The organism is Chloroflexota bacterium (genome assembly GCA_014360825.1).
In the GTDB taxonomy this organism is placed as follows: domain Bacteria; phylum Chloroflexota; class Anaerolineae; order UBA2200; family JACIWT01; genus JACIWT01.
This window is the reverse complement of sequence record JACIWT010000002.1, coordinates 240814-266236: the sequence shown is the minus strand read 5'-3', so window position 1 is coordinate 266236 and position 25423 is coordinate 240814. Positions and strand designations below refer to the sequence as shown.

Genomic DNA, 25423 nt, shown 5'->3' with positions numbered 1-25423 from the left:
TGGAAAGGAGATAGAACTTTCAAATAAAAATTTTGAATTTTAGATTTATGAAAAGAAAGGTTCTTTTAATCAGTCTTGTTGCCTTTTTCTGCTTCTTAGCCTTTCCTGACCAGGTTTCTGCTGCTAATACTTGTACTGGCACTGTTTGTAATGCCAACCTTGCCTGTAGTGACCAAGGGGGTTGCCGTCCAACTTGCTGCCCCGAGGAGGATAAACCCCCAGCATTTTGTTGTGGTTCCTCAAATTGTGGGGCTGTACCCGCCTGGAGTTATGCCTGGCCGATTTGCTGCCGAACCGGAAGCGAAAGGCGGTACTCTTGGAAATGGGAGTGGGAGTATGCTTCGTGTAATACGGCTGACCGCTGTGATGAGTGTTATAGGCCAGGGGCATCCTGTGATTATGATGCGGATGGAGACATCGCTCCCGGTATTTGTACCGGGGATCTTTCGGCCTGCGGGACGGCGGGGGCGCATTATAAGAAATGCTGTCGGGTGGCAGGGGCGGTTCAGTCGGGAGCAAGGCTGACTGGCGCTACCAGTTCCTGCAGCAACGGGACTTGTGATTCACCAGGAGTTTGTGTTAAGGCGGCCGATGTTTGCGATTCCAACAAATGTCTTGATTCCTGGGATGGCTATTGCTGGAGTTTGAAGGACTGTGGGGCACCGCCGGGGGCGACGCCGACACTTCCTCTTGACCTTTTCGGCGGCTTCGGTTATGATGTAAGAGGATTTGTGAAGAGAATTTGTACTGATTTTTCGGCCACGATGATCCTGACGTTCCTACCGGGCCCTGCACGGGATCGAGGGAAACCAGTTGGCCACAGATACACCTGCTGTTATTGTCGAGAATCTGTCCTTTCGCTATCACACTCGCCTCGACCAGGCCATCCAGGACATCTCGTTTGAACTCTGGCCCGGCGAGATATTGCTGGTGGCCGGGGCCAGCGGCTGCGGCAAGACCACCCTGATGCGCTGCATCAACGGCCTCATCCCCCGCAGTTACAAGGGCGACCTCCGCGGTCGCGTCCTCCTCTACGGTCAAGAGACTACCAGCATGAAATTAGCCGATATCTCCCGCATCGTCGGCACGGTGCTCCAGGACCCCGAGAAGCAGATCATGGGCAGTTGCGTGCTCGATGAAGTGGCTTTCGGGCTGGAAAATCTGGGCTGGCCCCGCGAGAAGATCATAGATACCGTCGAGGAAACGCTGGACTATCTGCGCATTGACCACCTGCGCGACCGCGAGACGTTCTACCTCTCCGGCGGCGAGAAGCAAAAGGTCGCCATTGCCGGCACGCTTGCCATGCGACCCTCCATCCTCCTCCTCGACGAGCCGCTCGCCAACCTCGATCCATTCAGTGCCCACGAGGCGTTGGCGATGATACGCCGCTTGGCCGACGAGGGGCGCACGATCATCATCATCGAGCACCGCGTCGAGGATGTGCTCTCCATCAGACCCGACAAGGCGCTCTTTCTGGTGCAAGGCCAGCAGCGCTACTTCGGTGACCTGGACGGCTTCGCCCGCGCCGTCGAATACGGTGAGGTGAAGTTGCCTGCGCCGCTGGTGATGGAGAAGGCCAAGGAAATCGAGTCCGAGATGGAATCCGCCGCAGCCTTTACTGCCCAAGTCAGCGCGGGCGAGCCATTGGTCGTGTTTGACAACGTTACCTTCGCCTATCAAGATGGTCTCACTGCCCTGCGCGATATCAACCTCACCATCCGTTCCGGCGACGTGCTCGCCATCCTCGGCCCCAATGGCGCGGGCAAGACCACACTGGTGAAACATGCCATCGGCTTGCTGAAGCCCACCGTGGGTCAGGTCATCGTGGCCGGGCAGGATACGCGCCAGACGAGCACGGCGCAACTGGCGCGCACCCTGGGCTACGTCTTCCAGAGCCCCAGCCACATGCTCTTCGCGCCGACGGTGCGAGAAGAACTGGCTTTCGGTCCGCGCAACTTGGGCTACAGCGCGCAGGACATCGAGGAGGGCGTGGCGGAGGCGGTGCGCACCCTGAACCTGAGGGGACTGGAGAACTACCCGCCCCTGGCCCTCAGTTTCGGCCAGCAGAAGCGGGTTAGCATCGCTGCGATCTTGGCTATGCGCTCGCGCATACTGGCAATGGATGAGCCTACCGCCGGACAGGATTACCGCAATTACATGGAATTCATGGATTGTATCCTGCGATTGCCTTACTTCTCGGCTATTCTTTTCATCACCCATGACCTCGATTTGGCGGTCAGTTACGCCAACCGGGTGGTCCTCATGGATGAGGGACGCATCGTCGGCGACGGGAAGCCGGAGGAGGTGCTTTCGGATCCCGAACTGTTAAGAGAATGTCACTTGTATCCGACATCGCTCCTGCAAGCCAATCTGGAAGCACTGGGACGCACGGGACGATTCATGCGCGCCGAAGCGCTGGCTCGCTGCTCCGGAACGTAGTGGCTTAACTCCGCGTGGAGGGTGGCGGGGTCAAACCAAATAAAATCAAGAAAGGAGAATGGAGATGCAGAACAAATTATTGACCTGGGTGGCCGTCTTCGTTTTGCTCATTGCCCTCATGCTTCTCGTCAATATCGCTTCGGGAGGCCAACTCCAGGGGATCATGTGGGCCGTCTTCGTGGCCATTGGTGCGGTGCTCATCTTCATCATTTACTTCGCCACGGCGGACAATAAAGCCTGGGAGGTTGGAACCCGCCAGGTGGTTTACATGGCTCTCGGCGCCGCGCTTTATGGGGTTTTCTGCTGGGTCTTCAACACCATCCCTATGCCGTCCGTCAGCCAAGTAGCCCTGCGCCCGGCGGTGGTGATCCCCATCTTCTTCGGGTATATTTTTGGCCCGGTGGTGGGCTTCTTCACCGGCGCGGCTGGCAATATCCTGGGTGACTTCCTCAGCGGCTGGGGTGTCTATCCGGCCTGGGACATGGGCAACGGCCTGATGGGCTTTGTCCCCGGTTTGGTCCTCCTCTTCGCTGACAAGAAGCGCAGCCTGAACACGCTGACCGTCGTCACCATCGTCCTGCTGGCCATCTTCGCGGCACTCGTGTTCATCAATCCAAAGGTGATCGGCCCCTGGACAGGCGAGATCGAGGACTTCAGTTTCTGGTCTTGGGCAGCCGTCATCGCCGGCGTGCTGATAATCGCAGGCCGCTTCCTGTTGGAACGCTTCCACCTGGATGTAGCCGCCGCAGAGGTATGGGGCGCGCTGGGGGTGATCATCGGCATCGGCTTCGCCGCTATCGCCGACATCTGGATCAACGGCTACAGCCTGATGACCGCAGTCATCGGCGAGTTCATGCCCGCAGCGGTGCCGAACATCCTCAATATGGTCATCCTGTTGCCCATCTTGCTGGTGGCCTATTTCGCTGTCGCTCAGAGGACGGGCCGGTAAATGCTGGTCACCTGGAGATATCGGGAACGGAATACCATCATCCAGAAACTGGACCCTCGGGCCCGTCTCATCTTCATGCTGTGTATGCTGTTCTCGATCATCCAGTTCTGGGACCTGCGGGTGATGTTGCTTTTCCTGGCCGTCTCCTTGGGCCAGTTCGTGCTGGCTAGGCTCACCTTTCGTGAAACCCGGCGGGTATGGATTCTGGTTGGGGGGTTCATCACCTTCCTGACCCTGCTCGCGTTCGTGACTGGAAGAGGGGGGACCGGTGTTTATACCGAGGAGCACGTGCTCTTCTATCTCCCCTCTTTCACCCTCCCCATTCTCGGGCGCGAGATCAATTTCCCCGTCACCGCCGAGCGCGTCATGTTCGGCCTCAGCCAGATGACGCGTATGCTGGCCATCAGCGGACTGGCTATCATCATTCCCTACACTGTGGACCCCCGGCTCTACGGTGTCACCTTCCGCGGCCTGGGCTTGCCCGACAAATTTGCCTACGCCACCGACCTGGCTTTCCGCTTCGTACCCACACTGGGCCGTGACTTCTCGATCACCCTCGATGCCCAGAAGGCACGCGGGTACGAACTGGAGCGCCTCGAGGGGGGCATCGTGAGCCAGATTCGCAAACTTGCCCCACTCATTGTGCCGGTAACTATCGGTGCCATCGTCGGCGGCGAGGAGATAGCCGACGCTATGGACCTGCGAGCCTTTGGCGTGGCACGCCGCACCTGGCTACATCAACTCACCTACCAGCGCCGCGACAAAATCCTCATCGCCATCAGCGTGGGCATCTTCCTGCTCTCTACGGCGCTGAGCATTCTGGGATGGGGCAAGTTCTGGGTGCCAGAGTGGTTATTGCAGATGGCAAGAACGTAGGCGGGTCAAGGGAAGCACCATCACAAAGACAAAAAGCCGGGGCGTTGGCTCCGGCTTTTTGTTGGGTAGACAACAATTTCAGCACCTTCTCTTCTCGCGCCATGCTCGCAATAACTTCACTGCCTCCATCACTATCAGGGGGATACTACCCAGTCCGATCACGATCCCCCAGTCTTGGAGCGAGAGGGGCATCGTGGCGAAAACCGGCTGGAAGAAGGGCAGGTAGATGATGGCCATCTCGCTGATGACCACCAGAAGGAATGCCACAACCAGCCAAGGGTTGGAAAATGGCCCAAGCCGTAACAGCGAATGTCGCTGGCTACGACAGTTGAAAGCGTGCAGGTTCTGCGCGAAGATGGTTGCGGAAAAGGCCATCACCCGCGCCCGCTCCACCCCGCCACCGACCAGATAATACTCGATGGCGAAGGCTCCCAGAGTCAGCAGGCCGATCAGCAACCCCTGGAACCCCATCACGCTGGCAATCCCCCTGGTGATGATGGTCTCTCGGGCCGGGCGGGGTGGCCGCTCCATAATACCGGGCTCGGCCGGTTCCACACCCAATGCCAAGGCGGGCACGCTGTCCGTCGCCAGGTTGATCCACAGGATCTGGATGGGCAAGAGGGGCAATGGAAATCCAGGGATCAGCGAGGACACGAAAAGGGTCATCACCTCGCCGATATTGCAGGAGAGCAGGTAATGGATGAACCGGCGGATATTATCGAAGATGGCCCGCCCCTCTTCGATTGCGGCCACAATAGAAGCAAAGTTGTCGTCGGCCAGTATCATATCCGAAGACTCTTTTGACACATCCGTCCCCGTGATCCCCATGGCGATGCCGATGTCGGATTCCTTCAGGGCCGGGGCATCGTTCACGCCATCGCCGGTCATAGCGACGATGTGGCCTCGCGCTTTCCAAGCCCGCACAATGCGCAATTTGTGTTCCGGCGACACGCGGGCGTAGACGCGGACGCGCTCTATTATCTGTTCGAGTTCTGAATCGCCGATTTTGTCCAAATCTGCCCCGGTGAGCGCCAGATCACCCTCTTTGTAGAGGCCCAACTCACGGGCAATGGCAACGGCCGTGTTACGATGGTCGCCAGTGATCATCACCACTTCGATGCCAGCCCGCTTGCATTTGTCCACGGCTGCTTTGGCTTCACTACGCGGTGGGTCTATCATGGCCTGCATCCCGGCGAAAATCAAATCCCGCTCGATATTCTCGGCGGTGTAAGGGCCGTCGCTATCCAATGGCCGATAGGCCATGGCCAATAGGCGCAACGCCTGACCAGCCAATTGGCTATTGGTCTCCAGAAGTTGTTGCCGTTTTCGGTCAGACAGCCTTTCGACCTTGCCGTCCACGTAAATGTGGGTGCACAACTCCAACACGAGATCTGGCGCGCCTTTGACAAAGGCCACACGCCTTCCTTTGGAGAGGGCCTGACAATTTACGTCTGGAGGCGCGTTTTGGTCATCGCTCACCGCTCGCACAATGGTCATCCGCTTGCGCCGTGCATCGAAGGGTATCTCTTCCACAAACGGATAGTCATGTTCTAATGCCGATAGGGAGATATGGGCCTTGGCAGCCGAGACGAGCAGGGCGGCTTCGGTCGGGTCACCACGTACGGTCCAGTCGCCACCGCTGCTTGGCGCTTTCAGTTCGGCGTTGTTGCACAGAGCCCCGATCTTGAGGACGAGTTGGAGATCACAGTGGTCAACGCTCAAGGGCCCGGAGTCCACCTCAAAACGCCCTTCTGGCATATAGCCTTCGCCCGTGACGTAGATGTTGTGGTTGGCTGTAACCACCTGGCGGACAGTCATCTTGTTCTCGGTGAGTGTGCCCGTCTTATCGGCGCAGATCACGGTGGCCGCGCCCAGCGTCTCCACCGATGGCAGCCGGCGAACCAGGGCGTTGCGCTTCACCATGCGCTGCACACCCAAGGCCAGGGCAATCGTAACCACTGCTGGCAGGCCCTCTGGAATCGCGGCCACCGCCAGGCTGATCGCTACCAGGAACATCTCCAGCGGGGGTTCTTGGTGTATGAGCCCCAACCCAAAGACCACTGCTACGATGGTCAGGCAGCCATAAACCAGCAATTTGCCCACTCGGTCCAGTTCTTGCTGCAGGGGCGTCTGTTCCTCGCCGATTTCCTGCAACATCCCGGCAATCTTGCCCAGTTCCGTGTTCATCCCCGTGGCTGTGACGACGGCACGACCCTTGCCATACACAACAACGGTGCTGGAGTGGACCATATTGCGGCGGTCGCCCAGGGGCGTTTGTTCATCCAGGGTTTCGTTGGCCACTTTCTCCACTGGCGTGGACTCCCCGGTCAGCGAGGACTCGTTGGTACGTAGGTTATGGGCTTCTATTAGCCGTGCATCCGCCGGGACCAGGGAACCTGTTTCCAGGAGAATGATATCGCCGGGGACTACCTCTTTGGCCGGGATGGTTGTGGTCTCGCCTTGACGTAGGACAGTGGCCATCGGGGCAGTCAACTCTTTCAGGGCCTCCAAGGCGCGCTCAGCACGGTATTCCTGGATGAAGCCCAGCGTGGCATTGAGAAACACGATGGCCAAAATGGCGATGGCATCGGTCCACTCCCCAAGCAGGGGCCCGGAGAGGAGGGCCGCACCAATGAGCACCAATACAATGAAATCCGTAAACTGACGAACGAATTGTTCTAAGGGGCTGGCCTTCGCCTTTGCCTGAAGGAGGTTGGGGCCCCATTCCGCCAGCCGTGTCCGGGCAGTTTCTGAGTCCAGACCCTGTTGGGGGTCTACTCCCCAATGATCGAGGACTTCACGGACTTTCTTAGCATGCCAGATATGTTCCCTCATCGCTAGCCACTCTGCTTAGCACCATAGTGTCGTTTCGCTATCATTCCACGTGAAAGTCGGCAGCCCAGCCTATGCGTACATCCGCGCTGCCGATCACGAGCGCAATTATAATACGGAGGCATAAATGTGCCAAAAGGGTTCATATATCAAAAGCGTTTGGAGAACCCAGAGGCTCAATTCCCTTTATTATAACCCAATGAGCGTTTCTTGCCTGACAGGAATCGGTCGGGAACCAGACAAAAAGCGGACAATTGGACGACAATCCTCCTGAACGATACGATCATCGTCCAGTTAAATGGGTGTCACAGAGCATTCCAGCTCATCGGGGGTAGAGCGCCACGCTGTGAACAATGGGGTTACAGGTTTGAGGTCTGCCAGGGGTGTTTGAGAATGCCCATTAGTTCGCGATAGAGCCGAGGAGAACTTCCCAAATTGCTTCGCTGAGCCTCACAACTCTACTTGAATGCCCAGCCCCCTCTCGTCCGCGACCGAAAGGGCCACCTGAGCCACCGCAACATCTTGGACCGCATTGCCCACCGATTTGAAAAAGGTTACCTCATCCTCTTTCTCGCGCCCAGGCTTCCATCCCAAGATGATCTCGCCTAACTCAGCGTGAACGTCTTTCTCAGAAATGAGTCCTTTGCTTATGGGGATGACGAGATCTCCGGTCTCGGCCAAGCAGGCCAAACGGGAATCCACCACGATCTTGGCCCTGGCGACGGTGGCTTCATCCACTTCTTGCATTTGAGGGTTGTAGGAACCGATGCCGTTGATGTGCACACCCGGCTTTAGGTGGGCATCGCTGAAGACAGGGGTGGTAGAGGTGGTGGCCGTACAGATAATGTCCGCTTCGGCCACCGCTTCGGCGGGGGAATCGGCCACGATAATATCGGCGGGGATCCGCCCGCCCCGGCATTTCATTTCTGCCGCGTATTGCTCGGCCCTATGGCGAACCCGGTCGTAGACCCAGACTCGGGTGATGTCGCGGACTTCGCACACTCCCTGCAGTTGGGTGCGACCCTGTGTCCCCGTGCCGAAGATGGCCACTCGGCTGGCATCGCGGCGGGCCAGAAGGTCGGTGGCTACACCGGAGGCGGCTCCGGTGCGCAAGGCGGTCAGATAGGTGGCATCCATAGCTGCGATTGGCTGGCCGGTGGCTGTATCCACCACGATGACCAAGGCGTGGATGGTGGGCAACCCCATATCCACATTACCTGGGAAGACGGAGACGATCTTCACGGCCATGGAATCGGTCTCTTCCAGATAGGCGGGCATAAAGATGGCCACTCCATTGTGCTTTGGCACGGCTAGTTGGGTGCGCAGGGGCACATTGGCGCGGCCAGCCGATAATTGGGCGAAAGCCCTTTTCACCGCCTCGATGGCCTGGGGCATAGAGATGGCCTGCTTTACATCGGCTTGCGTCAGCACACGGAGTTTCATCTCAGAACACCTCCTAAGATCACAGAGGACGCTGTGCACATAGAGGGACTCGCCACAACCGCGTGGTCTCTAACTTCTAAAAGGCGTCATCCACCTGCGGTACGGCCACCATCGATAACCAAAGAACACCCGGTAACAAAGGTTGAGTCATCGGAAGCCAGGTAAAGGGCTGCTTTGGCTACCTCTTCAGGTGTGCAGATACGGCCCAGTGGGTGTTTAGACTCGAATACAGGGCGAAGTTTCTCAACGCCCCCTAATTCTTCCATCTCCTGTCTCAACATCGGCGTGTCCACACTGCCAGGGCAGATACAGTTCACGCGGATATTCTGGCTGGCATGATCCAAGGCCATGGCCTTTGTGAGGAGCACCATCGCTCCTTTGGAAGCACAGTAGGCGGCTGCCCCCTTACCACCCACTAACCCCCAGACGGAAGCCGTATTTATGATGACCCCGCCGCCATTCTTCACCATCCAAGGGATGGCATATCTGGACATCAAGTAAGCGCCTTTTACATTGACCTCCATTGTGCGATCCCACTCTTCTTCCGTAGTATCTACCACGGTTTTGCCCGGATAGATCACGCCGGCGTTATTAACGAGGATGTCGAGGCGGCCAAAGGCCTCGATTGTGCGCTCTACGGCTTTCTGGCAATCCCCGGCTTTCCGGATGTCACAGGCAAGGAAGATGGCTTGTCCACCGCTCTTTGCAATCTCCTCCAACGTCTGACTACCCCGCGTCTCATCACGTGCCACAATACTCACTCGGGCTCCCTCTTTGGCGAAGAGCACGGCTGTGGCCCGGCCAATACCTGAATTGCCCCCGGATATAAGCGCCACCCTATCCTGCAATTTCATTCTCTATAACACCCCACTTTCTCCCTTGTTCCCTCTCCTGAAATTCTACCCCCCTGCGACAGGGGACATCAACAAAAGGCGTTCGTTGTCCTTGACTTTGATATCTAAACTCTGCGCGACGCGCTGCCCGTTCACATTGAAGAAGTGGGGCTTGACCAAATCATACGTCTCTGGAACGATGAGCGGGCCTAGAAAAGCGGGGAACCTTTCCGCGAGAGCCTTGGAGACATCGCGCAAAGTGGCATCATCGCTCACCTCGATGAGTGCTGCCTTTTCTCTGCTCAGACGCAGAGCCAATCCACAACAGAACTCGACCTTCACTTTCATAAGCGGAATCACCTCTTATCTTTCCAGCATTTGCGATAGCAACGCTCGACGCACACCTACTCAGAGGACCCCAGACACCCTTTGGGACCAAAAGGGTAGTGAGATGCGGAATCTCCGTCATAGAGATTCCGCATCTGAAAGCACGCTATCCGTTTATGCAACTTGCCCCTCTATTTCAGCAGCCCTAAGGCACCCAACTCCTCTGCTACATAACCTAATCCCAGATTTTCGAGCCTTTCTCTCGTCGGAATTCCAGTCCCTTTATCCCACCCCCGGAACTCATAGTAGTAATCCAGCATTTTGTCAAAGGCATCTTGCGGTATGGCCTCGCCACTGTATAGACCTTCTGGCAGGGGCTCCATCAGCCTGGCTGGCAGCACATCGTCCTTCCTCGAGATCCCCTCGCGAACGTTGAACGCCCTGCACAAGTTAAAGGCTCTCTCCCCAACGAGCATCAGTTCGGTCATCGTGACATCCCATCCCGTTGCTGCTGCCACGATGTCCCTGATGGTGTGTGGCTTCACGCCGCCCTCTGGCCACGATGCGTACATACACACCGAGAGACTATCGTACAGGGCCTTGAAGTCCCCCAAAACCTTGACCATTCTGGCTTTGTCCTTGCCCATATCCAGCCTGTGTACTGTCTGGTCCAAGCCTATTTCGGGGAACAACCAAGCCTCGTCTTCGAAGAAGTCATCGTGCTCGGCCTGCAAGTGGCAAGCACCCCGGTTGGAAATGGCGTACGCTAATCCCACGCCTTTCTTTCCTCTTGGTTCATGCATGGGCACCTCTTGCCCTTTAATATGCATTGCAAATTCACCGGCGCCCCTGCCTATTTTTTCAGCCGCCCTCTTCACCCCTTCGGCTAAGAGATCCCCAATGCCCTCTCGTCTGGCAATCTTCTCAATCAGTTGAATGATGGCCTCGTCACTCCCCCAGGTGAGGTCCAGCCCTCCGGTGTCTTCTTTAGTAATCAGGCCTTTCTCATAACACTCCATGGCGAAGGCAATGCTTACGCCAGTTGAGATCGTATCTATGGAGTACTTGTTGCAAAGTTCGTTCGCTTTCGCCAGGACCACGAGGTTGTCGTTCATACACAGAGAACCCAGGGCAGCAGCCGTCTCGTATTCTGGCCCGCCATAGGCTGGATCAACCACATACGGTTCTTTTGCCGCGACGACCTGGTTACACGATACAGGGCACGCAAAGCAGGGGTCTCGCCTGACCAGAATGGTTTCCGCCATGGTTTCGCCAGTTAGGTTCTCGTACCCTTCAAAGGTGCACCGCCGGAAGTTCTTGGTTGGCAGGCGACCCGTGGCATGGAGATCATCCAGATCGCCATCGCTCCCGTATTTGTGGAGGAGATCACCGTATGCACCCTCCCAGACTTCTTTGTTGGCCCGTTTGGCCAATTCCAAGACCCTCCCGCTGTCCGCCAACGGTATCTTCTGAGTGCCACGGACTGCGATTGCCTTTAATTTTTTGGAGCCCATTACCGCGCCCATACCGCTTCTGCCATTCGCGTGGTGAATGTCGCTCAATACGCACGCGAATCGAACCAGGTTCTCGCCGCCAGGCCCTATGGAGGCGATCCGGACCTTACTATCTTGCAACTCTTCCCGTATCAGGCCTTCGGTATCTCCGGTAATTTTGCCCCACAGGTGGCTCGCATCTCGAATCTCCGCCTCTCCATCGTGAATCCATAGGTAAACCGGCTTTTCAGACTTGCCCTCCACCACGAGCGCATCAAAACCCGCGAATCTCAGTTCCGGCCCAAAGAAGCCACTCGCATTTGCCTCTCCCCAGATGCCTGTCAACGGGGACTTCGCCATGATCACGTACCGGCAGTTCCCGCCGAACGGTATACCGGTGACGACACCCGCTGCCACAACCAACTTGTTTTCGGGTCCAAGGGGATCAATGCCGGGCTTGAGTTCGTCAAACAGGATCTTCGCACCCAGGCCCCTGCCGCCGAGAAATTGTCTGGCGACACCTTCTTCTAACTCCTCCTCGGTTATCCTTTTATCTGTCAGGTTGACCCGCAGAATCTTTCCCATATATCCAAGCATTTTGCCCCTCCACTGGATTTTGGAAGTTTCTTGACAGCCTCATGCTCTTTATCTGCGTCGCTCCCTTGGTTCGAAAACGCACCCCTGTTTACTCGACTTGTCCGATAAGATCCTCCTTCCTAGGGCCCAATGGGGTGTTTCTGGGGGCAGATAACTTTTTCATTCCGCCCATTCACCCAAAAATCTATGTAGAGAAGTCCCATCTCTGCATTGCAGCCCCCTGATGGGCTGGCAATGCCATCTGAGCGTAGATCGCCAGGAACCCCTTCTTCGTCTTAGGCTCTGGATGCTGCCAATTTCTTAGCCGCCGTTGGATCTCGTCCTCTGAGAGTGCCACATTCAATTTCCGAGCAGGGATGTCTATCTCAATCACATCGCCATCCTCGATGACAGCGATCGTGCCACCCTCCATGGCTTCCGGGGAAACATGTCCCACAATTGGGCCGCGATTGAACCCGGAGAAGCGACCATCCGTGATCAGCCCCACCGACCCCTCGAGGCCGATCCGGTACAGGGCATCGGTGGATAGCATCACCTCTTTCATCCCCGGAGCGCCCTTCGGTCCCTCATAGCGCACCACGATGACGTCGCCCGGTTGTATCCTGCCCTGCACAATTGCCTCCCATGCATCCTGGTCATTGTTGAAGGTCTTTGCCGGCCCCCTGTGTACTAGCATCTCCGGCTTGATAGCAGATGTGCGAACGATTGCACCGTGCGGGGCTATGTTTCCCCTGAGCACTGCAAACCCTCCCTCTGGTTGCACTGGCTTATCCCGACGGGCAATCGCCTCGCCACGACTGCCGTGAACGCCCCGAATATTTTCGCCGATGGTGCGTGCATTGACGGTCAGAGCGCTCAAATCTATCAAATCGCCCAGTTCCTTCAACAAGGCAGGAACTCCGCCTGCTTTGTAAAAATCAATCACCGTATGCGGACCATTGGGAACCACCGAGGCCAAAAGCGGGGTCTTCCTGCTGATCTCATCAAACAACTCCAACTCTATCTCGATGCCAAACTCCCTGCCTATGCTCATAATGTGCAGGGGTGCATTCGTCGATCCGCCAATGGCCGCGTTCACAACGATAGCGTTTCGGAGAGCCCTCTCATCGAGGATGTCGGAAGGTCGGATACCTGCCTTCACCAACTCCACAATCTTCTGACCAGACTCTCGAGCCACCCGGCGCCTACCCGCCATAATAGCAGGGATAGTCGCTGAGCCAGAGAGCGCCATTCCCATAGCCTCGGTCAAGATCTGCATGGTGTTAGCCGTTCCCATTACTGGGCAGGCTCCTGCCCCTGGACAAGCGCAGTTCTCCATCTCGAGCAATTCCTGCTCGCTGATGAGACCAAGAGGAAGCGCACCGAAAACGGCTTCATTCACATCGGGGGGCAGCACGGTGCCCTTTCGCCATTCGCCCGCGAGCATGGGACCGCCGGAGACCATGATCGAGGGGAGGTTGACCCTCGCTGCTCCCATCAGCAACCCGGGGATGATGTTATCACACGAGGCAAGCAAGACCAGGCCGTCAAAGAGATGCACCCTGGACATGATCTCAACTGAGGCAGCCAGAACATCTCGGATGGCGAGTTCATACTTCATATTCTCTGTACCAACCGCGATATTTCCACAGGTGGCGAAAACGCCGAACTCGAACGGGACTCCTCCTGCTTGCCAGATCCCTGCCTTGACACACTCGGCCAATTCTCTGAGGTGCATGTGGGCTGGCGATGCCTCCGTCCACGCATTTGCCACCCCGATGTGCGGCTTGCCGAAGTCGTCATGCGCATAACCGGCACCCTTGTAGATCTGTCGCCGATGTGCGGCCTGTGGGCCGACGAAACTATCTCCTTGTGTCATCTGAACTTCTCTCCCAATTTGTCGAGCAGTTCCTGAATTGTCTGACAAGGAATCAAGCCCAGTGCCGCTATCTCGGCAGAAACATCTACCGGGAGCGCTTTGCCCTCAACCACTTGATTCAACTTTCCGCCCATAAAGACCGGCACCTTCAACCCTACTTCATCCAGTGCACCGCGCAGTGTCTTCCCTACCTCGAGCGCCATACCATTGTATGTACCCACTACGATTGCGTCTGCCCACTCGATGGATGCGATTTTCACGATCTCAGCGGGGTGCTTTTCTGGGCCAGCCATTATAGGTGATAGACCCATGGCGGCGAGAGCCTTTTGGATTATGAAGAGCGCGTGCTCGTGCACATCCGTAGAAGCCAACACGACCTTGCCCCCTCGCCTCACTCTCGGCAGATCCCGAGCGATGGTCTGGCTCAATCCGTAAGTCCGCGCAAACATATCCGTGAGTTGCACCGGTTTTCTGCCTCGTGGCCAAGTGGAATCTGGGACACCTGCGCCGTATTCTCGTTCGAACCTCTCCGCACCCATCTTCTTTAGCACAAAAAGCGTCTCCAGCGGATTCCGGATGTCCACCCCCTGTGCCTGTAGGCCTGAAAGAGCGCGCTCGAACACGCCTCTTCCAGACTCGATCAATCTATCTCGTATTCTCTCCGCCTTCGTGAGGTCGAGATGGGGCGCTAAGCGGCGCGCAGACTCTTCGACACGCCGGGCGAAAACGTGAACTTGCAGGATCTCCTTGGCGGAGGGGATCCGCACTGCTTCCGTGACCGGCAACGGGACCATAGCATGGCCAGTGGGGCAGACCAATTGGGCGACCATATCCCAGAGCAGGTACTCGGCGTTAAGGCCCAGGTTCTTGTCAAAGTCCTCGCTGAAGGAAATGGTATCGCCATACCACATGGAACCCAAACAGTCCTCGCCGTGGATCTCTTTGATGATCATTACCCAAGCCACTCTCATCAGCGGGTCAGCGGTAACCCCTCCGAAACAATGGGCTAATTTCGCACCAAAAAGATCCTCCACTATGTATTTCTCTAAATACGCCCACCCTACCACATCGGCGTAGTCATTGAAAAGTGAGCCGAATCCATCATCGAGATAGGAATGAACCAACGTCCCTTTATCTTTAAGTCTGCCCATAACCGACAGGGCCTTCGCTGTCTCGAGAGTCGTCGTCACTTCGTCTGTCCAAGCCGGAAGGCCATGTGCGAAATACTGAGACAGGTTTCCTATGGTGGTGATTCCTGCCCGCAGCGCGTTCTCGGTATTGATCATGGAGGCAGGAAAGCCGATCATAAAATCCCCCGCATGGGGTTGCATAGGCACAACCTGCCCCACTTCTATCCAATCCTCGAGGGACTTTAACTGGGGGCCGGTTTCACGCAGAACAGAATCGCGCATCTCTGGCGGATAAGCCATCACTCGATCGAGGCATAGGCCGAATCTGTCTATTTCCAAGCCCCTCTTCGACATTTCGTCATCCAGATAGAGCAAGGCTATCTTGGTCTCTTCCCAGCTGTTCAGGCCGATATGGGCATGGAGCATTATCTTGCCTTGCTGTTTTGCCCGCCTCTTGTAATCTGCTTCCGAAGCCACCCCGTGTTTCCTCAAGAAGAGCGTCTGGCCTATTTCGATGTTTTCGGCTCGTTCACGGGCTTCAGCAGACACTTCATCCCACGGGGGAAGGACCCTTTTTGCTTCCCGTAGAATGGCTTCTATCGCTTCCACCAAATCACCTCACATACATCTCTCAGGCAAATCACAGGATACTCCTGTGATCGAAAGTTGCATTCCAGGCGAGAGCGTCAGGGGGTTCCGTTGACTTCTACTTTCCTCACCACGCCATTGGGTTCGATGACGAGGTAATCCCCTTCTCTTATAGAGCAGAAGTCCTCTTCCGGCAGAACTATGATGGGCACCGTTCGGTGATACAGTTCATCGGCAACAATGGCCCCCAAGGCCAAGATAGGATCCACCTTCAGGTTAATGATTGCAGCGGGCGCTACACCCGTCCTGATGGTCTCAAGCAGGACGGCACTGCTCGTGCTGGAACCCTTCCCCTGTGGGAAAACGAACACCTTTCCCGCAACAACTGCTCCGGATCGCTCATGACGTCGGTCAATGATCTCTCCCGTGCGGGTATCCAATCCACCCCAGAGGCTGAGAGGCTCCTTTGACACTAAGGCTATCCCCGCTGCCGAGCCGGCAATCACTGGCCGGCCGATCCAGATTTTGCCTGTCATGCTCTCCCCCGGCACACATACCCTTCCACAGCGGAGCGCACACAATCTGCCATGCTGCCGAAGGCAACTTGCAGGCCCAGTTCGCCCGGCGCGTAATAGGCGCACTTGCCAGAATTGGTCATCAGCACTTTCGCATCGGAAGGGATTATTGGAGTGTGAAAGACGCAAGTATCCAGGGTGATCCGAACCCCAAAGTCCATGAGGACGTCCATCAGGTCGCTCCTCTGCAGCAAGGAGTAAGCAACTTGGTTCGAAATAATGAGGAACTTCACATTTGGGTGAACGGACCGACCTTTATGTGCCCGGATGAGTTCCGCAAGCCGTTCGAACTCTGTGAAAGAGAAATGAGGGCAGCCCAAAACAACCCAATCGAGCCTGGCTCCTTCTTCTGCCGTGGATAAATCTGCCCGCGCTGCCAGTAGATCAGAGGAATGGATGTCAATGACTCGCTCTGGAGCATCACCCTGGAAGGCTTCTTCCAGAGTGCTCGCCTCCGGGGTCACGCCAATTGCGTGGAAGAGGGCCACCGCACCGGAAGAGGCGGCAGCCGCGCCCAAAGCCTTCAGTTGATCACTTGTTGCCCCTGGAGGGAGTCCTTCGATCACGGGGATTTTATCCTGGGCCAGAGTGCCAATGAGATGACCTAATGCCGGGTAGAAAGTGTCGTCCTGTAATACAGCGGGTTCGATATCCACGAGCCGCAGAAGAATTTGACCCTTGCGATTGTGTTTCAGGTGGAGGCCATACTTGGGGACCCTGCCTGTGATAGCAGCGCAGATGTCCATATAATCCCCGTAACGATTGGTCCGTGCCCCCAGAACCGAATTGGCGTAGACGATGGCATTCGATTCGGCCCAGGCTATTTGCTGGCCAAACCTGGGCGTTAGGTAGCCTTGATAAGGTGCACAGGTCCAAGTGGGGATACACCCCATATCTGTGTAAGCCTTAGCCAGCCGGATGGCCTTCGCTGCAAAGTCCTCCGGTATACCGAACTGCCTCCAGTTCTGAAGATCCAGGGGAATCATATTCAAAGTTGTGGGGATGGAAACTCTCCCCCCATGGGCGGCCAAAGTCTCCGCGAACTCCAGGCCAGATTCGCTCATTAGGCCGCAGCCGTCAATGTGAGCCTGGGTTACATCCATCATCTCCGTAGCACCATAGACCTCGGCCATCCTCACCAAGATGGACATGGCAAGCCGCGCTGCTTCCCCATACTTGCCATCTAACATGGCTCTATCTTTCTCGCTCAAGACGACGGACATCTTCTTTTTCCCTACGCCTCTATCTATTCGTGCGCGCCTCTCCGGCATGAGGAGCAAATTTGGAATCGATTTGTGACGTTATAGCCGGCGTAACAGTTCAAAAGGAACGGGCGAGGACGTGCAGTACATCCATAAAGAGCGCATAGTCATCCCCAAGGTGCTGGGCACCTTGATCTATCCTTATGACAACTGGGAGGCATTAAATGCTTCCCTCAGCACACCCTCGCGCTGCAAACTCATCGTTCTATATCGTCAAGAGCCTTTCGCGCTGCCTCGAGAGTGAAGTGTACGTCCTCATCCGTATGGGCTGCTGTTGCGATGGAGTGTAGTACTGGAGAGGGGCTCATGTACACCCCGTACCGGAAAAGCGCCCGCGCGAACTCCTTGAATTTGGATTGATCCACGTGGGTGCAGAACTCACGATAATCGCGGATGACCGGGCGCTCGGTGAAGAAGATCTGCAGCATCGCACCCACGTTCTGCACAATTGCCCTCGTGCCCCGCGCTTTGAACAGATCGCGCAGTCCATCAGACAGTTTGCGTGCGATGCGCTCCGCGTGACGTAAAGCCGCGCCGTCGTTGCGGCTTAGTTCCCGCAGGCCTGTCCGTGTGGCATATAGCCCTATGCGCGAGGCGTTCTGCGCCCCATAATGCAGTACTCCGCCCCAGGCGAACGCCTCCATAATATCAGCCCGACCGACAATGGCGGCCAACGGCAATCCATTCCCCAGCGCCTTACCCAACGTGGAAATATCAGGCTCAACACCATAATACGCCTGACAGGTGCCTGGCGCGACATGCAGGTTGGTTGTGACTTCGTCGAAGATGAGCAAAATGTTGTGGGCACGGGTCAGATCGCGTAGCCCCTGCAGATAGCCAGGCTCTGGGGGAATGATGCCCATGTTGGCCATCACCGGCTCCGTGATGACCGCCGCGATCTGCCCGCGATAGGTATCAATGGCCCGCTCGACAGCCTGCAGATCATTCCAGGGGACCACAATGGTGTCGTCTAAAGCATGCCGGTTCAATCCCGAACTCTCGATAAGTTTGATCGGGTCGTTACGGTAGCCCAGCCTGACAGGCTCTGTGGGATGGACGCTGACCAGAAAGTCGTCATACCAGCCGAGATAATGTCCCTCGAATTTGAGGAACTTGGGTTTGCCCGTGTAACCTCTCGCCAGCCGGATGGCTGCCATGGTCGCCTCGGTGCCCGTGTTGGCAAAGCGCACGCGCTCTGCGCTGGGCACCATTTGCTGGAGCAACTCGGCCACCTCTACTTCTATCTCCGTGGCAGCCGCAAAATGCGGCCCGGTGCGGACGGCTTCGTTCACCGCTTCGACGATGAGGGGGTGAGCATGGCCCAGTGGCTCCAGACCGTAGGACATCATCCAGTCCACATAGCGATTGCCATCCACGTCGTAGATGTAGGAGCCCTCGCCATGCTCAATAAAGAGGGGGGTATTCGCCATAATTGGCCGGCCCCCGGGAAGGAGAACTAACACCCTCAATCAACACCCGCAGGCTTCGCGCGAAGAGTTCTTTTGACCTCTCTGTCACATAGGACACAAGGACCAACTCCTCAGACCCACGTTAAATGCCGCGTGTATCCTCAACTCTCTCAATGGGTGCACAGGGCTATTTTCCGCCGAGGTATGCCTTCAGCACCCTTTCATCTCGGAGGAGTTCCTGTCCTGTTCCTTCTAATGTGATCTGCCCGACTTCCAGGGTGTAGGCCCGATCGGCCATAGACAGGGCTGCACGGGCATTCTGCTCCACCAGCAGGATCGTGACGCCCTCGTCACGAATTTGTTTGACGGTATCCAGAACCGCTTCTACCAATTTGGGCGCCAACCCTAGAGAAGGCTCATCTAGCATCAGGAGTCGGGGCTTGGCCATTAGCGCCCGACCTATGGCCAGCATCTGTCGTTCCCCTCCGCTCAGGGTGCCACTGGATTGGTGAAGACGTTCCTCCAAGACAGGGAATAATTTGAAGACCCTGCGCATTGCTTCGGTGGGATTGCCCTCGTTACGACGACTGTAGTAGCCCAAGAGGAGGTTTTCCTCCACAGACATGGTGGTGAACAATCTCCTTCCTTCCGGGCACTGCATAATCCCCAGATTTACGATCTCATGCGAGGGCATTCCTTGGATCTCTTTCCCATCAAAGATGATCCTCCCGCTGGATGGCTTCAATGCCCCAGAGATGGTCATCAGGGTGGTGGATTTCCCCGCCCCGTTCGCACCAATCAGGGCCACGATCTCGCCTTCTTTCACCTCGAAGGAAACCCCCCTCAGGGCGGGGATCTCACCGTATTTCGTTACCAGATCTTCAACTTGCAGCAAGCTCATGCGCCCACCTTCCTAAGTATGCTTCTATGACTCTTTCATCGCGCTGCACTTCTGCTGGGGTGCCCTCCGCGATCTTAACCCCATGGTCCAGAACCGCTATCCAGTCAGAGATGCCCATCACCACGTTCATGTCATGCTCTACCAGCATGACGGTAATGCCTTGGTCCCGGATCGTGTAGATCAGGGAGATCATCGCGTCTTTCTCCGAGGGGTTCATGCCCGCGGTAGGCTCATCGAGCAGCAACAGTTTCGGCTCAGTGGCTAACGCCCGGGCAATCTCCAAGCGTCTCTGATGGCCGAAGGTCAGGGTGCCCGCCAACTTATCTCGATGTTCGTCTATACCCACAAAACGCAGCAACTCTAGGGCACGGTCACGGCTCCATTTCTCCTCGCGCCTTGCCTTCGGGCCCCGCAGGATCGCATCCCAGACCCCATTGTGGGTTCGGCAATGCGTGCCGACTTGAACGTTCTCCAACACGCTCATGTTCTTAAACACGCGGATCAACTGATATGTCCGAGCGATCCCCAACTCCGTCACCTTATGTGCCGGCAAGCCCAGGATCTTTTGCCCACAGAATGTTACTTCACCGGCCGTAGCAGGTAAGACCCCCGTAATGAGATTGAACGTGGTCGTTTTGCCTGCACCGTTTGGGCCTATTAGTGAGAAGATTTGCCCATGATGGATCTCAAAACTCACTCGATTCACTGCCCTAAGCGCCCCGAAATCTTTCGACAAGTCTCTAACCACCAAGAAATTGCCTGACTCGTTGCCGGTTTCGCTCGGGCGTTTGCTTGTACTCAAATCGTCAACGGCTAAAGCCATGACACAACCTCCGTTCTGAGATATGAATACGCTTCCTCGCGATCTCGATGTCTTAATATCAGGTTGTCCGCACTGCTTCGCTCTCGCCAGCCCGATGACGTCTTGGCAATATCCCTTGGGGGCGGAAAAGTGAGAAGAATATCAAGAGCAGCCCGTAAATGAGAGCCCTCGCGCTTTCTATGGGCGTCCCTCTTAAGGGCTCTGGCAATATGGTGAGCAGAAGCGCGCCTAAAACCGCCCCATCGGCATTGCCAAGACCACCCACAATGGCCATCGCAATGATCAACCAGGTCTCTCTCGAGGTGAAACTTTCGGGGCTAACGAAGGTTTGCATACCTGCGAAGATCACCCCTGCCAGCCCCACTGGAGCCACACCGATAGCACATGCCAACAGCTTCAAGCGCCGGGTATCCAACCCAGATGTCCTTGCAGCCTCTTCATCGTTACGGATCGCCAACCACGCCCGGCCAATCCTGGATTGTTCCAAACGTTTTATGACCAGATACGTTATCGCGCAGATGGGCAAGATGAGGTAGTAGTAATCCTGCACGGTTTGGAAGGTGAAGAAAGGCAGGCTAATCGGATCGATGTTTATGATCCCATAGGATGCATTGGTAAACTCAAGATTATTCACCAGTATTCTCAGGATCTCAGCAAAGGCCAAAGTTACCAACCCCAGGTAATCGCCGATGAGCGATAGTGAGGGGATACCCAACAGGTAAGATACCAAGGATGTCAAAACAACCGCCAAGGGGAGAACTACAAGAAAAGGAAGGTGCATTTCGTGCAAAGGGGAAGCAAGAATAGCGTAGCAATACGCTCCGATGGCAAAATAGCCCGCAAAACCCAGGTTGAAGAGACCTGTATAGCCAAACATCAAGTTGTATCCTAAAGCCATCATCACATAGAGCCCCGCTATGTCCACGATGCGCATCCAATAGCTGCTGGTTATGAATCGCGGTAGGGCCAATAGCAAGATAGCCGCGCAAATCAGCAATAGCCTCCTCACCCACACCTTGCCCACAAGCGCATCCCAATATTGCAGCACCTGACTTAGAGAGAATCCTGACGGTCGGGGAATGACTTTATCCTCATCTTTGTAGTCGGACACGGTTTTGTCCCTCCTAACTGAACTTGACTGTCTCATGCTTTCACAATAACTTCGGGCTTACCGAGAATTCCAGAGGGTTTGATTGCTAACGTAATGATCAGCACGAGGAAAACGAAAATACGCCTGTAATCAGCGCCGAGCAATCCGCCGGTAAGTATGGGGAGATAACCTCCGCCGACAGCCTCCAGAAGACCTATCAACAGCCCCGCTATGACACACCCTCGCATATCGCCAATGCCCCCGATCACAGCGGAAGCCCAACCCAAAATCATAAGTTGATATCCGGTGAGATAATAGGTCTGCCCATAGTACATGGCATGGGAGATGCCGGCGACTGCTCCCAGAGAGGCACCGAGAGCAAAAACCGCTACAATGACGCGATTCACGTCAATCCCCAGTAGGCCAGCCATATCCTTATCCTCTGCTACTGCTCTAATACATCTCCCCAAGGTGGTTTTGTTTACGAGATAGAACAGGCCTACCAGTAAGGAGATAGTCAATAGGGCGATAAACACCTGCAAATTTGAGTAAGTGGCCCCCATGATAGTGAAATATGTTTTCTGCAAGAGCGATGGGAAACTTTTCTGCTGGCGCCCAAAGACGAGCATCATCGCGTTTTCCAAAGCGATGGAAACCCCCAAGGCGCTGACCAAAACCGTTAAAATAGAGGCCCGCCTTAACGGGCGATAGACTAACCTCTCAATGATCAGGGAGGTGATCGCGGAGCAAAGCATCCCACCCAAGAAAACCATCGCTAGAACCCCCAGGAGTCTTGTGCCGGTCAACGGGACCTCGATAATATTCAGGCGACCCTTTGTAATACCCGTTGCCCGGAGCAAAATGAGAGAGAACATAGCGCCTAGAACGCACAAATCCCCGTGGGCAAAATTCACCATTTTCAAAACGCCGTAAACCATGGAGTAGCCCAAAGCGATTAGGGCATAAATCATGCCAATGGTTAAGCCATTCAAAGATTGCTGCACGAAAGTGGTCATAATATTATTTGTCCCTCCCCCCAAAATGTGGAATAAAGTTAAACTTATGGGCTTGGTTGCCGAGTCTCCTCGTCAACCAAGCCCATTTCAGCTTGCTATTTCCCCAGCAACGACTCGACGAGAGCCTTGTACTCCTCGTACGACATGGTTTGGTAAGGCGGTGTCCCTTCCCAGACATACACGACCTTCATCTGCAAGTCGGGCTGGAGTTCCCAGACGAAGGCGACAGGATGCTTTGGCTCTCCAGTGGCATCCCACGCCAAGCCGCCGGGGTGCACAATACTGGGGACCTCGATCTCATGCAGGGCCTTGATGATGGCCTCTCGGTCGGTAGTGCCAGCGTGCTTGATGGCAGCAGCGAGGGCGTAGACTATATCGTAGTAGACCGGAGACCACTCCTCGGGGTCTCTACCCCACCTCTCCCTAAAGGCTTCGGTGAATTTTCTCGTCTCCGGCCTGAAGTCAAGGGGAGGAGCAGCAGTGGGGGCAAGCGTGCCGATGCCTCTCTCTTTCACAGCGTCAACATATTCTGAACTGGTGGCTTCGGCGGCGATGTAATACTGCTTCATCCCCAAGTCCACCATCTGATTGCGCACCAAAGCGCTCTCGGAGTAGCCAGCAAAGTACACCGCCTCTGGGTTCTCCGCATTGACCTTGGTGAGGGTAGGGGTGAAGTCCACGGCGTTTTGGTCTACACCCTGGAAGCTGGTTACCTTCACGCCCAGCTCCTCGCACCTCTTCATAAACACCGTCGCCACGGCCTCGCCCCACATCGTCTTGTTGTGGATGACGGCCACGGACTTGATGCCCAGTTTGTCGACCACGTAATCTGCTCCGGCGTAGCCGGTGATCAGGTCGTTCGCGCATGTGATGCGGAACACGTGGTCATAGCCCATCACACATATACGCGGGTTGCTGCCGAGTTCGAGTTGGGCCAACCGGCACTCATTGTAGATGGGCAGAGTGGGGATCGTGGTACCACTGAAGGTGTGGCCAATGACGGCTACGATTTCGGGGTCCTCGCAGAACTTGTGTGCCACGGCCACGGCTTGTGCGGGGTCTCCGGCATCATCCATAACGACGAGTTCCAGCGGCCTGCCCAAAACTCCACCCGCAGCGTTGATCTCCTCCACGGCCAGTTGTGCGGCGTCTCGAACCATCTCGCCGAACACGTAGGTATCTGGCCCGGTGAGGATCACGGGTAGGCCGATTTTGATAGGCTTCGGCGCTGGGGGTGGCGTGGGTGTAACCACCTTCTCGACGATCTTGGTTTCCACCACCTTCTCCGGCGTCGGTGCTGGAGTTGCCGGAGCACAAGCGGCCACAACCAGGCTGAGAACTAGGACGACAAGCGTCACGGTCAGAAACTTCCCTCTCATGGTGATTCCTCCTTTTTGATTTCACCATTCTCCAGTTTGAAATAGCCGACCGAAATTCTTTGTACCTACGCTTCTATCACCTCCTTTCCCAACTCTTCAGACCGCCGCGTTTTCCTTGATGTTTGCTGCCTTGTATATAGCATCAAAAACCGAAACTTGTCAACCTTCCATCTATCATAATCAGTCGTCGAAACGAGATAACGATAACTGTTCTATCGGCAGATCTGTTGCTTGACCGGTTAGCATCTGAGCGATCAGTTTGCCGGTGATAGGACCCAAGCAGATGCCAGCCCCCTCGTGTCCGGTGGCCACATAGAAGCCCTTCACAGTGTCTGCCTCGGCAATGATAGGACGGTGATCCGGCGTATATGGTCTTAGCCCTGCGTAGGTGCGGATGGCATGAATGTTCTTTAGAGCAGGGAAGAAACGAAGGGCGCGGGCCACAATAGCGCGGATGACGTCGGGATTCACAGAGCGGTCAAAGCCCACGAATTCGCGACTGCTTCCCAATAATATGTTACCGCTCAAGGTGTGTTCGACCACTGCCGCGATAGCGAGCCCTCGCTCATCGCTTTCCACTGCCTGTGTATAGCCGGCCTCCATCATCTTGCAATTGACTATGTTGGCCACCGGTTCAGTAACGACTATGTGCCCTTTGCGCGGGAGCACCGGTATATCCAGGTCAACCATTTTCCCAATCGCATTGCTCCACACTCCCGCCGCATTCACTATGGCTCGGGTGGGGATTCGACCCGCTGTTGTATTCACCGCAACTACCGATCGCTCAGGGGAGAGTTCGATGTTTTTCACTTCAGTGAAGGTATGGATAACCGCACCCTGGTCTTTTGCGGCCTGGCCCAGGGCAATTGTGGCCAGCATGGGTTGGACCTGGGCGTCTTCCGGGAAAATGGCGCCACCGGTGATGTCGGGAGCCAGGTTCGGTTCTAACTCAAGGAGGTCTTCCCGAGTCGCCAGTTGGCAGGGTACCCCCTCGTTCTGCAGCGATTTCACTATTTGCCCAGCACTGTCTAAACCCTCTTGGTTCTCAGCGACCAGTATGCTGCCCTTCTTCACGTATTCTATGTCTAACGGGAGTTCCTCGGCTAAGGTTTCCCATAAGAATGCGCTGGCAATCCCCAATTTCAACTCAATCCCAGGCTGCTTATCCCACTGCAAGATGTTACCTTCACAGGCCCCAGAGGTTCCTGACGCGATCGAGCCCCTTTCCACCAAGTGGACTTTCACTCCTTCGCGGGAGAGGTAGTACGCGCAAGAGCACCCAACGATTCCCCCACCGATTATCACTACATCAGGGAACATCGTCTTCTTCCTCTCCCTCCACTGACGACAGTATGCCCAGTGCAATCGGCCTCACCGGCGGACGAAAGGTCGAGGGAAGGATATCGCCCATTGGCTGACCCGTTTGTCTGGCGAGGATTTGAGTGACCAATCGGCGACAGGTCTTGCCCTGACAGAGCCCCATCCCCGCGCGCGTCCTTCGCTTTACCTCGTTGATAGTCCTGGCCCCCTCTTGAATGGCCGCCAAGATCTCGTTGAGAGATACCTCCTCACACCTGCAGATGATAAGGTCCTCTTCCGCCAT

General features: G+C 55.9%; 20 protein-coding genes. 3 read left to right on the top strand and 17 right to left on the bottom strand.

The features are described from left to right. Positions 1-813: 813 nt before the first annotated feature. The 3 genes from H5T64_02500 (at position 814) to H5T64_02490 (ending at position 4264) form a co-directional block, all read left to right on the top strand. Entirely contained in the window at positions 814-2439 is a 1626-nt protein-coding gene (locus H5T64_02500; protein MBC7263210.1) for an ABC transporter ATP-binding protein, read from the top strand. Positions 2440-2503: 64 nt separating this feature from the next. After that, entirely contained in the window at positions 2504-3388 is an 885-nt protein-coding gene (locus H5T64_02495; protein ID MBC7263209.1) for an ECF transporter S component, read from the top strand. After that, on the top strand, positions 3389-4264 hold the full coding sequence (locus H5T64_02490; protein ID MBC7263208.1) for an energy-coupling factor transporter transmembrane protein EcfT: 876 nt from the start codon (positions 3389-3391) through the stop codon (positions 4262-4264). Between the two features lie 78 nt (positions 4265-4342). Here H5T64_02490 and H5T64_02485 read toward each other — a convergent pair whose 3' ends face one another. The 17 genes from H5T64_02485 to H5T64_02405 all read right to left on the bottom strand — a co-directional run bounded on the left by H5T64_02485 (position 4343) and on the right by H5T64_02405 (position 25423). Next, entirely contained in the window at positions 4343-7099 is a 2757-nt protein-coding gene (locus H5T64_02485) for a calcium-translocating P-type ATPase, SERCA-type (protein ID MBC7263207.1), read from the bottom strand. Between the two features lie 447 nt (positions 7100-7546). Then, positions 7547-8539, bottom strand: a complete 993-nt coding sequence (locus H5T64_02480) for a hypothetical protein (GenBank protein MBC7263206.1) — start codon at positions 8537-8539, stop codon at positions 7547-7549. Positions 8540-8625: 86 nt separating this feature from the next. Continuing rightward, on the bottom strand, positions 8626-9393 hold the full coding sequence (locus H5T64_02475) for an SDR family oxidoreductase (protein MBC7263205.1): 768 nt from the start codon (positions 9391-9393) through the stop codon (positions 8626-8628). A 45-nt stretch (positions 9394-9438) separates the two neighbouring features. Beyond that, on the bottom strand, positions 9439-9720 hold the full coding sequence (locus tag H5T64_02470) for a MoaD/ThiS family protein (GenBank protein MBC7263204.1): 282 nt from the start codon (positions 9718-9720) through the stop codon (positions 9439-9441). A gap of 170 nt (positions 9721-9890) precedes the next feature. After that, positions 9891-11789: an aldehyde ferredoxin oxidoreductase family protein gene (locus tag H5T64_02465; GenBank protein MBC7263203.1), complete on the bottom strand. Its 1899-nt coding sequence runs from the start codon at positions 11787-11789 to the stop codon at positions 9891-9893. Positions 11790-11973: 184 nt separating this feature from the next. Next, complete coding sequence (ilvD, locus tag H5T64_02460; protein MBC7263202.1) at positions 11974-13647, bottom strand: dihydroxy-acid dehydratase; 1674 nt, start codon at positions 13645-13647, stop codon at positions 11974-11976. Further along, entirely contained in the window at positions 13644-15386 is a 1743-nt protein-coding gene (locus H5T64_02455) for a hypothetical protein (GenBank protein MBC7263201.1), read from the bottom strand. Before H5T64_02455 ends, ilvD begins: the two co-directional genes overlap by 4 nt. Before the next feature lie 77 nt (positions 15387-15463). After that, the gene (locus tag H5T64_02450) at positions 15464-15901 is read right to left on the bottom strand and encodes a DUF126 domain-containing protein (GenBank protein MBC7263200.1); all 438 of its coding nucleotides are present in this window, start codon (positions 15899-15901) and stop codon (positions 15464-15466) included. Further along, on the bottom strand, positions 15898-17163 hold the full coding sequence (locus tag H5T64_02445; protein MBC7263199.1) for an aconitase X catalytic domain-containing protein: 1266 nt from the start codon (positions 17161-17163) through the stop codon (positions 15898-15900). The genes H5T64_02450 and H5T64_02445 overlap by 4 nt, the downstream gene beginning before the upstream one ends. A gap of 236 nt (positions 17164-17399) precedes the next feature. Further along, positions 17400-18632: an aspartate aminotransferase family protein gene (locus H5T64_02440; GenBank protein ID MBC7263198.1), complete on the bottom strand. Its 1233-nt coding sequence runs from the start codon at positions 18630-18632 to the stop codon at positions 17400-17402. 166 nt (positions 18633-18798) lie between these two features. Further along, complete coding sequence (locus H5T64_02435) at positions 18799-19512, bottom strand: ABC transporter ATP-binding protein (protein MBC7263197.1); 714 nt, start codon at positions 19510-19512, stop codon at positions 18799-18801. Next, the gene (locus H5T64_02430; protein MBC7263196.1) at positions 19493-20335 is read right to left on the bottom strand and encodes an ABC transporter ATP-binding protein; all 843 of its coding nucleotides are present in this window, start codon (positions 20333-20335) and stop codon (positions 19493-19495) included. Before H5T64_02430 ends, H5T64_02435 begins: the two co-directional genes overlap by 20 nt. 58 nt (positions 20336-20393) lie before the next feature. Then, positions 20394-21269, bottom strand: a complete 876-nt coding sequence (locus H5T64_02425) for a branched-chain amino acid ABC transporter permease (protein MBC7263195.1) — start codon at positions 21267-21269, stop codon at positions 20394-20396. Positions 21270-21478: 209 nt separating this feature from the next. Beyond that, positions 21479-22441 carry a branched-chain amino acid ABC transporter permease gene (locus H5T64_02420; GenBank protein MBC7263194.1) on the bottom strand — a complete coding sequence of 321 codons (963 nt, stop codon included), beginning with the start codon at positions 22439-22441 and terminating at the stop codon, positions 21479-21481. 95 nt (positions 22442-22536) lie between these two features. After that, on the bottom strand, positions 22537-23820 hold the full coding sequence (locus H5T64_02415; GenBank protein MBC7263193.1) for a branched-chain amino acid ABC transporter substrate-binding protein: 1284 nt from the start codon (positions 23818-23820) through the stop codon (positions 22537-22539). A gap of 180 nt (positions 23821-24000) precedes the next feature. After that, positions 24001-25140, bottom strand: coding sequence for an FAD-binding oxidoreductase (locus H5T64_02410; GenBank protein ID MBC7263192.1), 1140 nt, complete (start codon positions 25138-25140; stop codon positions 24001-24003). Beyond that, the gene (locus H5T64_02405; protein MBC7263191.1) at positions 25130-25423 is read right to left on the bottom strand and encodes a (2Fe-2S)-binding protein; all 294 of its coding nucleotides are present in this window, start codon (positions 25421-25423) and stop codon (positions 25130-25132) included. Before H5T64_02405 ends, H5T64_02410 begins: the two co-directional genes overlap by 11 nt.

Bases quoted from the DNA above. Each gene is read 5' to 3' on its own strand.
- H5T64_02495 (MBC7263209.1), top strand. From the start codon at position 2,504: ATGCAGAACAAATTATTGACCTGGGTGGCCGTCTTCGTTTTGCTCATT.
- H5T64_02490 (MBC7263208.1), top strand. From the start codon at position 3,389: ATGCTGGTCACCTGGAGATATCGGGAACGGAATACCATCATCCAGAAA.
- H5T64_02485 (MBC7263207.1), bottom strand. From the start codon at position 7,099: ATGAGGGAACATATCTGGCATGCTAAGAAAGTCCGTGAAGTCCTCGAT.
- H5T64_02480 (MBC7263206.1), bottom strand. From the start codon at position 8,539: ATGAAACTCCGTGTGCTGACGCAAGCCGATGTAAAGCAGGCCATCTCT.
- H5T64_02475 (MBC7263205.1), bottom strand. From the start codon at position 9,393: ATGAAATTGCAGGATAGGGTGGCGCTTATATCCGGGGGCAATTCAGGT.
- H5T64_02470 (MBC7263204.1), bottom strand. From the start codon at position 9,720: ATGAAAGTGAAGGTCGAGTTCTGTTGTGGATTGGCTCTGCGTCTGAGC.
- H5T64_02465 (MBC7263203.1), bottom strand. From the start codon at position 11,789: ATGCTTGGATATATGGGAAAGATTCTGCGGGTCAACCTGACAGATAAA.
- ilvD (MBC7263202.1), bottom strand. From the start codon at position 13,647: ATGACACAAGGAGATAGTTTCGTCGGCCCACAGGCCGCACATCGGCGA.
- H5T64_02450 (MBC7263200.1), bottom strand. From the start codon at position 15,901: ATGACAGGCAAAATCTGGATCGGCCGGCCAGTGATTGCCGGCTCGGCA.
- H5T64_02445 (MBC7263199.1), bottom strand. From the start codon at position 17,163: ATGTCCGTCGTCTTGAGCGAGAAAGATAGAGCCATGTTAGATGGCAAG.
- H5T64_02440 (MBC7263198.1), bottom strand. From the start codon at position 18,632: ATGGCGAATACCCCCCTCTTTATTGAGCATGGCGAGGGCTCCTACATC.
- H5T64_02435 (MBC7263197.1), bottom strand. From the start codon at position 19,512: ATGAGCTTGCTGCAAGTTGAAGATCTGGTAACGAAATACGGTGAGATC.
- H5T64_02430 (MBC7263196.1), bottom strand. From the start codon at position 20,335: ATGGCTTTAGCCGTTGACGATTTGAGTACAAGCAAACGCCCGAGCGAA.
- H5T64_02425 (MBC7263195.1), bottom strand. From the start codon at position 21,269: ATGCGCATCGTGGACATAGCGGGGCTCTATGTGATGATGGCTTTAGGA.
- H5T64_02420 (MBC7263194.1), bottom strand. From the start codon at position 22,441: ATGACCACTTTCGTGCAGCAATCTTTGAATGGCTTAACCATTGGCATG.
- H5T64_02415 (MBC7263193.1), bottom strand. From the start codon at position 23,820: ATGAGAGGGAAGTTTCTGACCGTGACGCTTGTCGTCCTAGTTCTCAGC.
- H5T64_02410 (MBC7263192.1), bottom strand. From the start codon at position 25,140: ATGTTCCCTGATGTAGTGATAATCGGTGGGGGAATCGTTGGGTGCTCT.
- H5T64_02405 (MBC7263191.1), bottom strand. From the start codon at position 25,423: ATGGCGGAAGAGGACCTTATCATCTGCAGGTGTGAGGAGGTATCTCTC.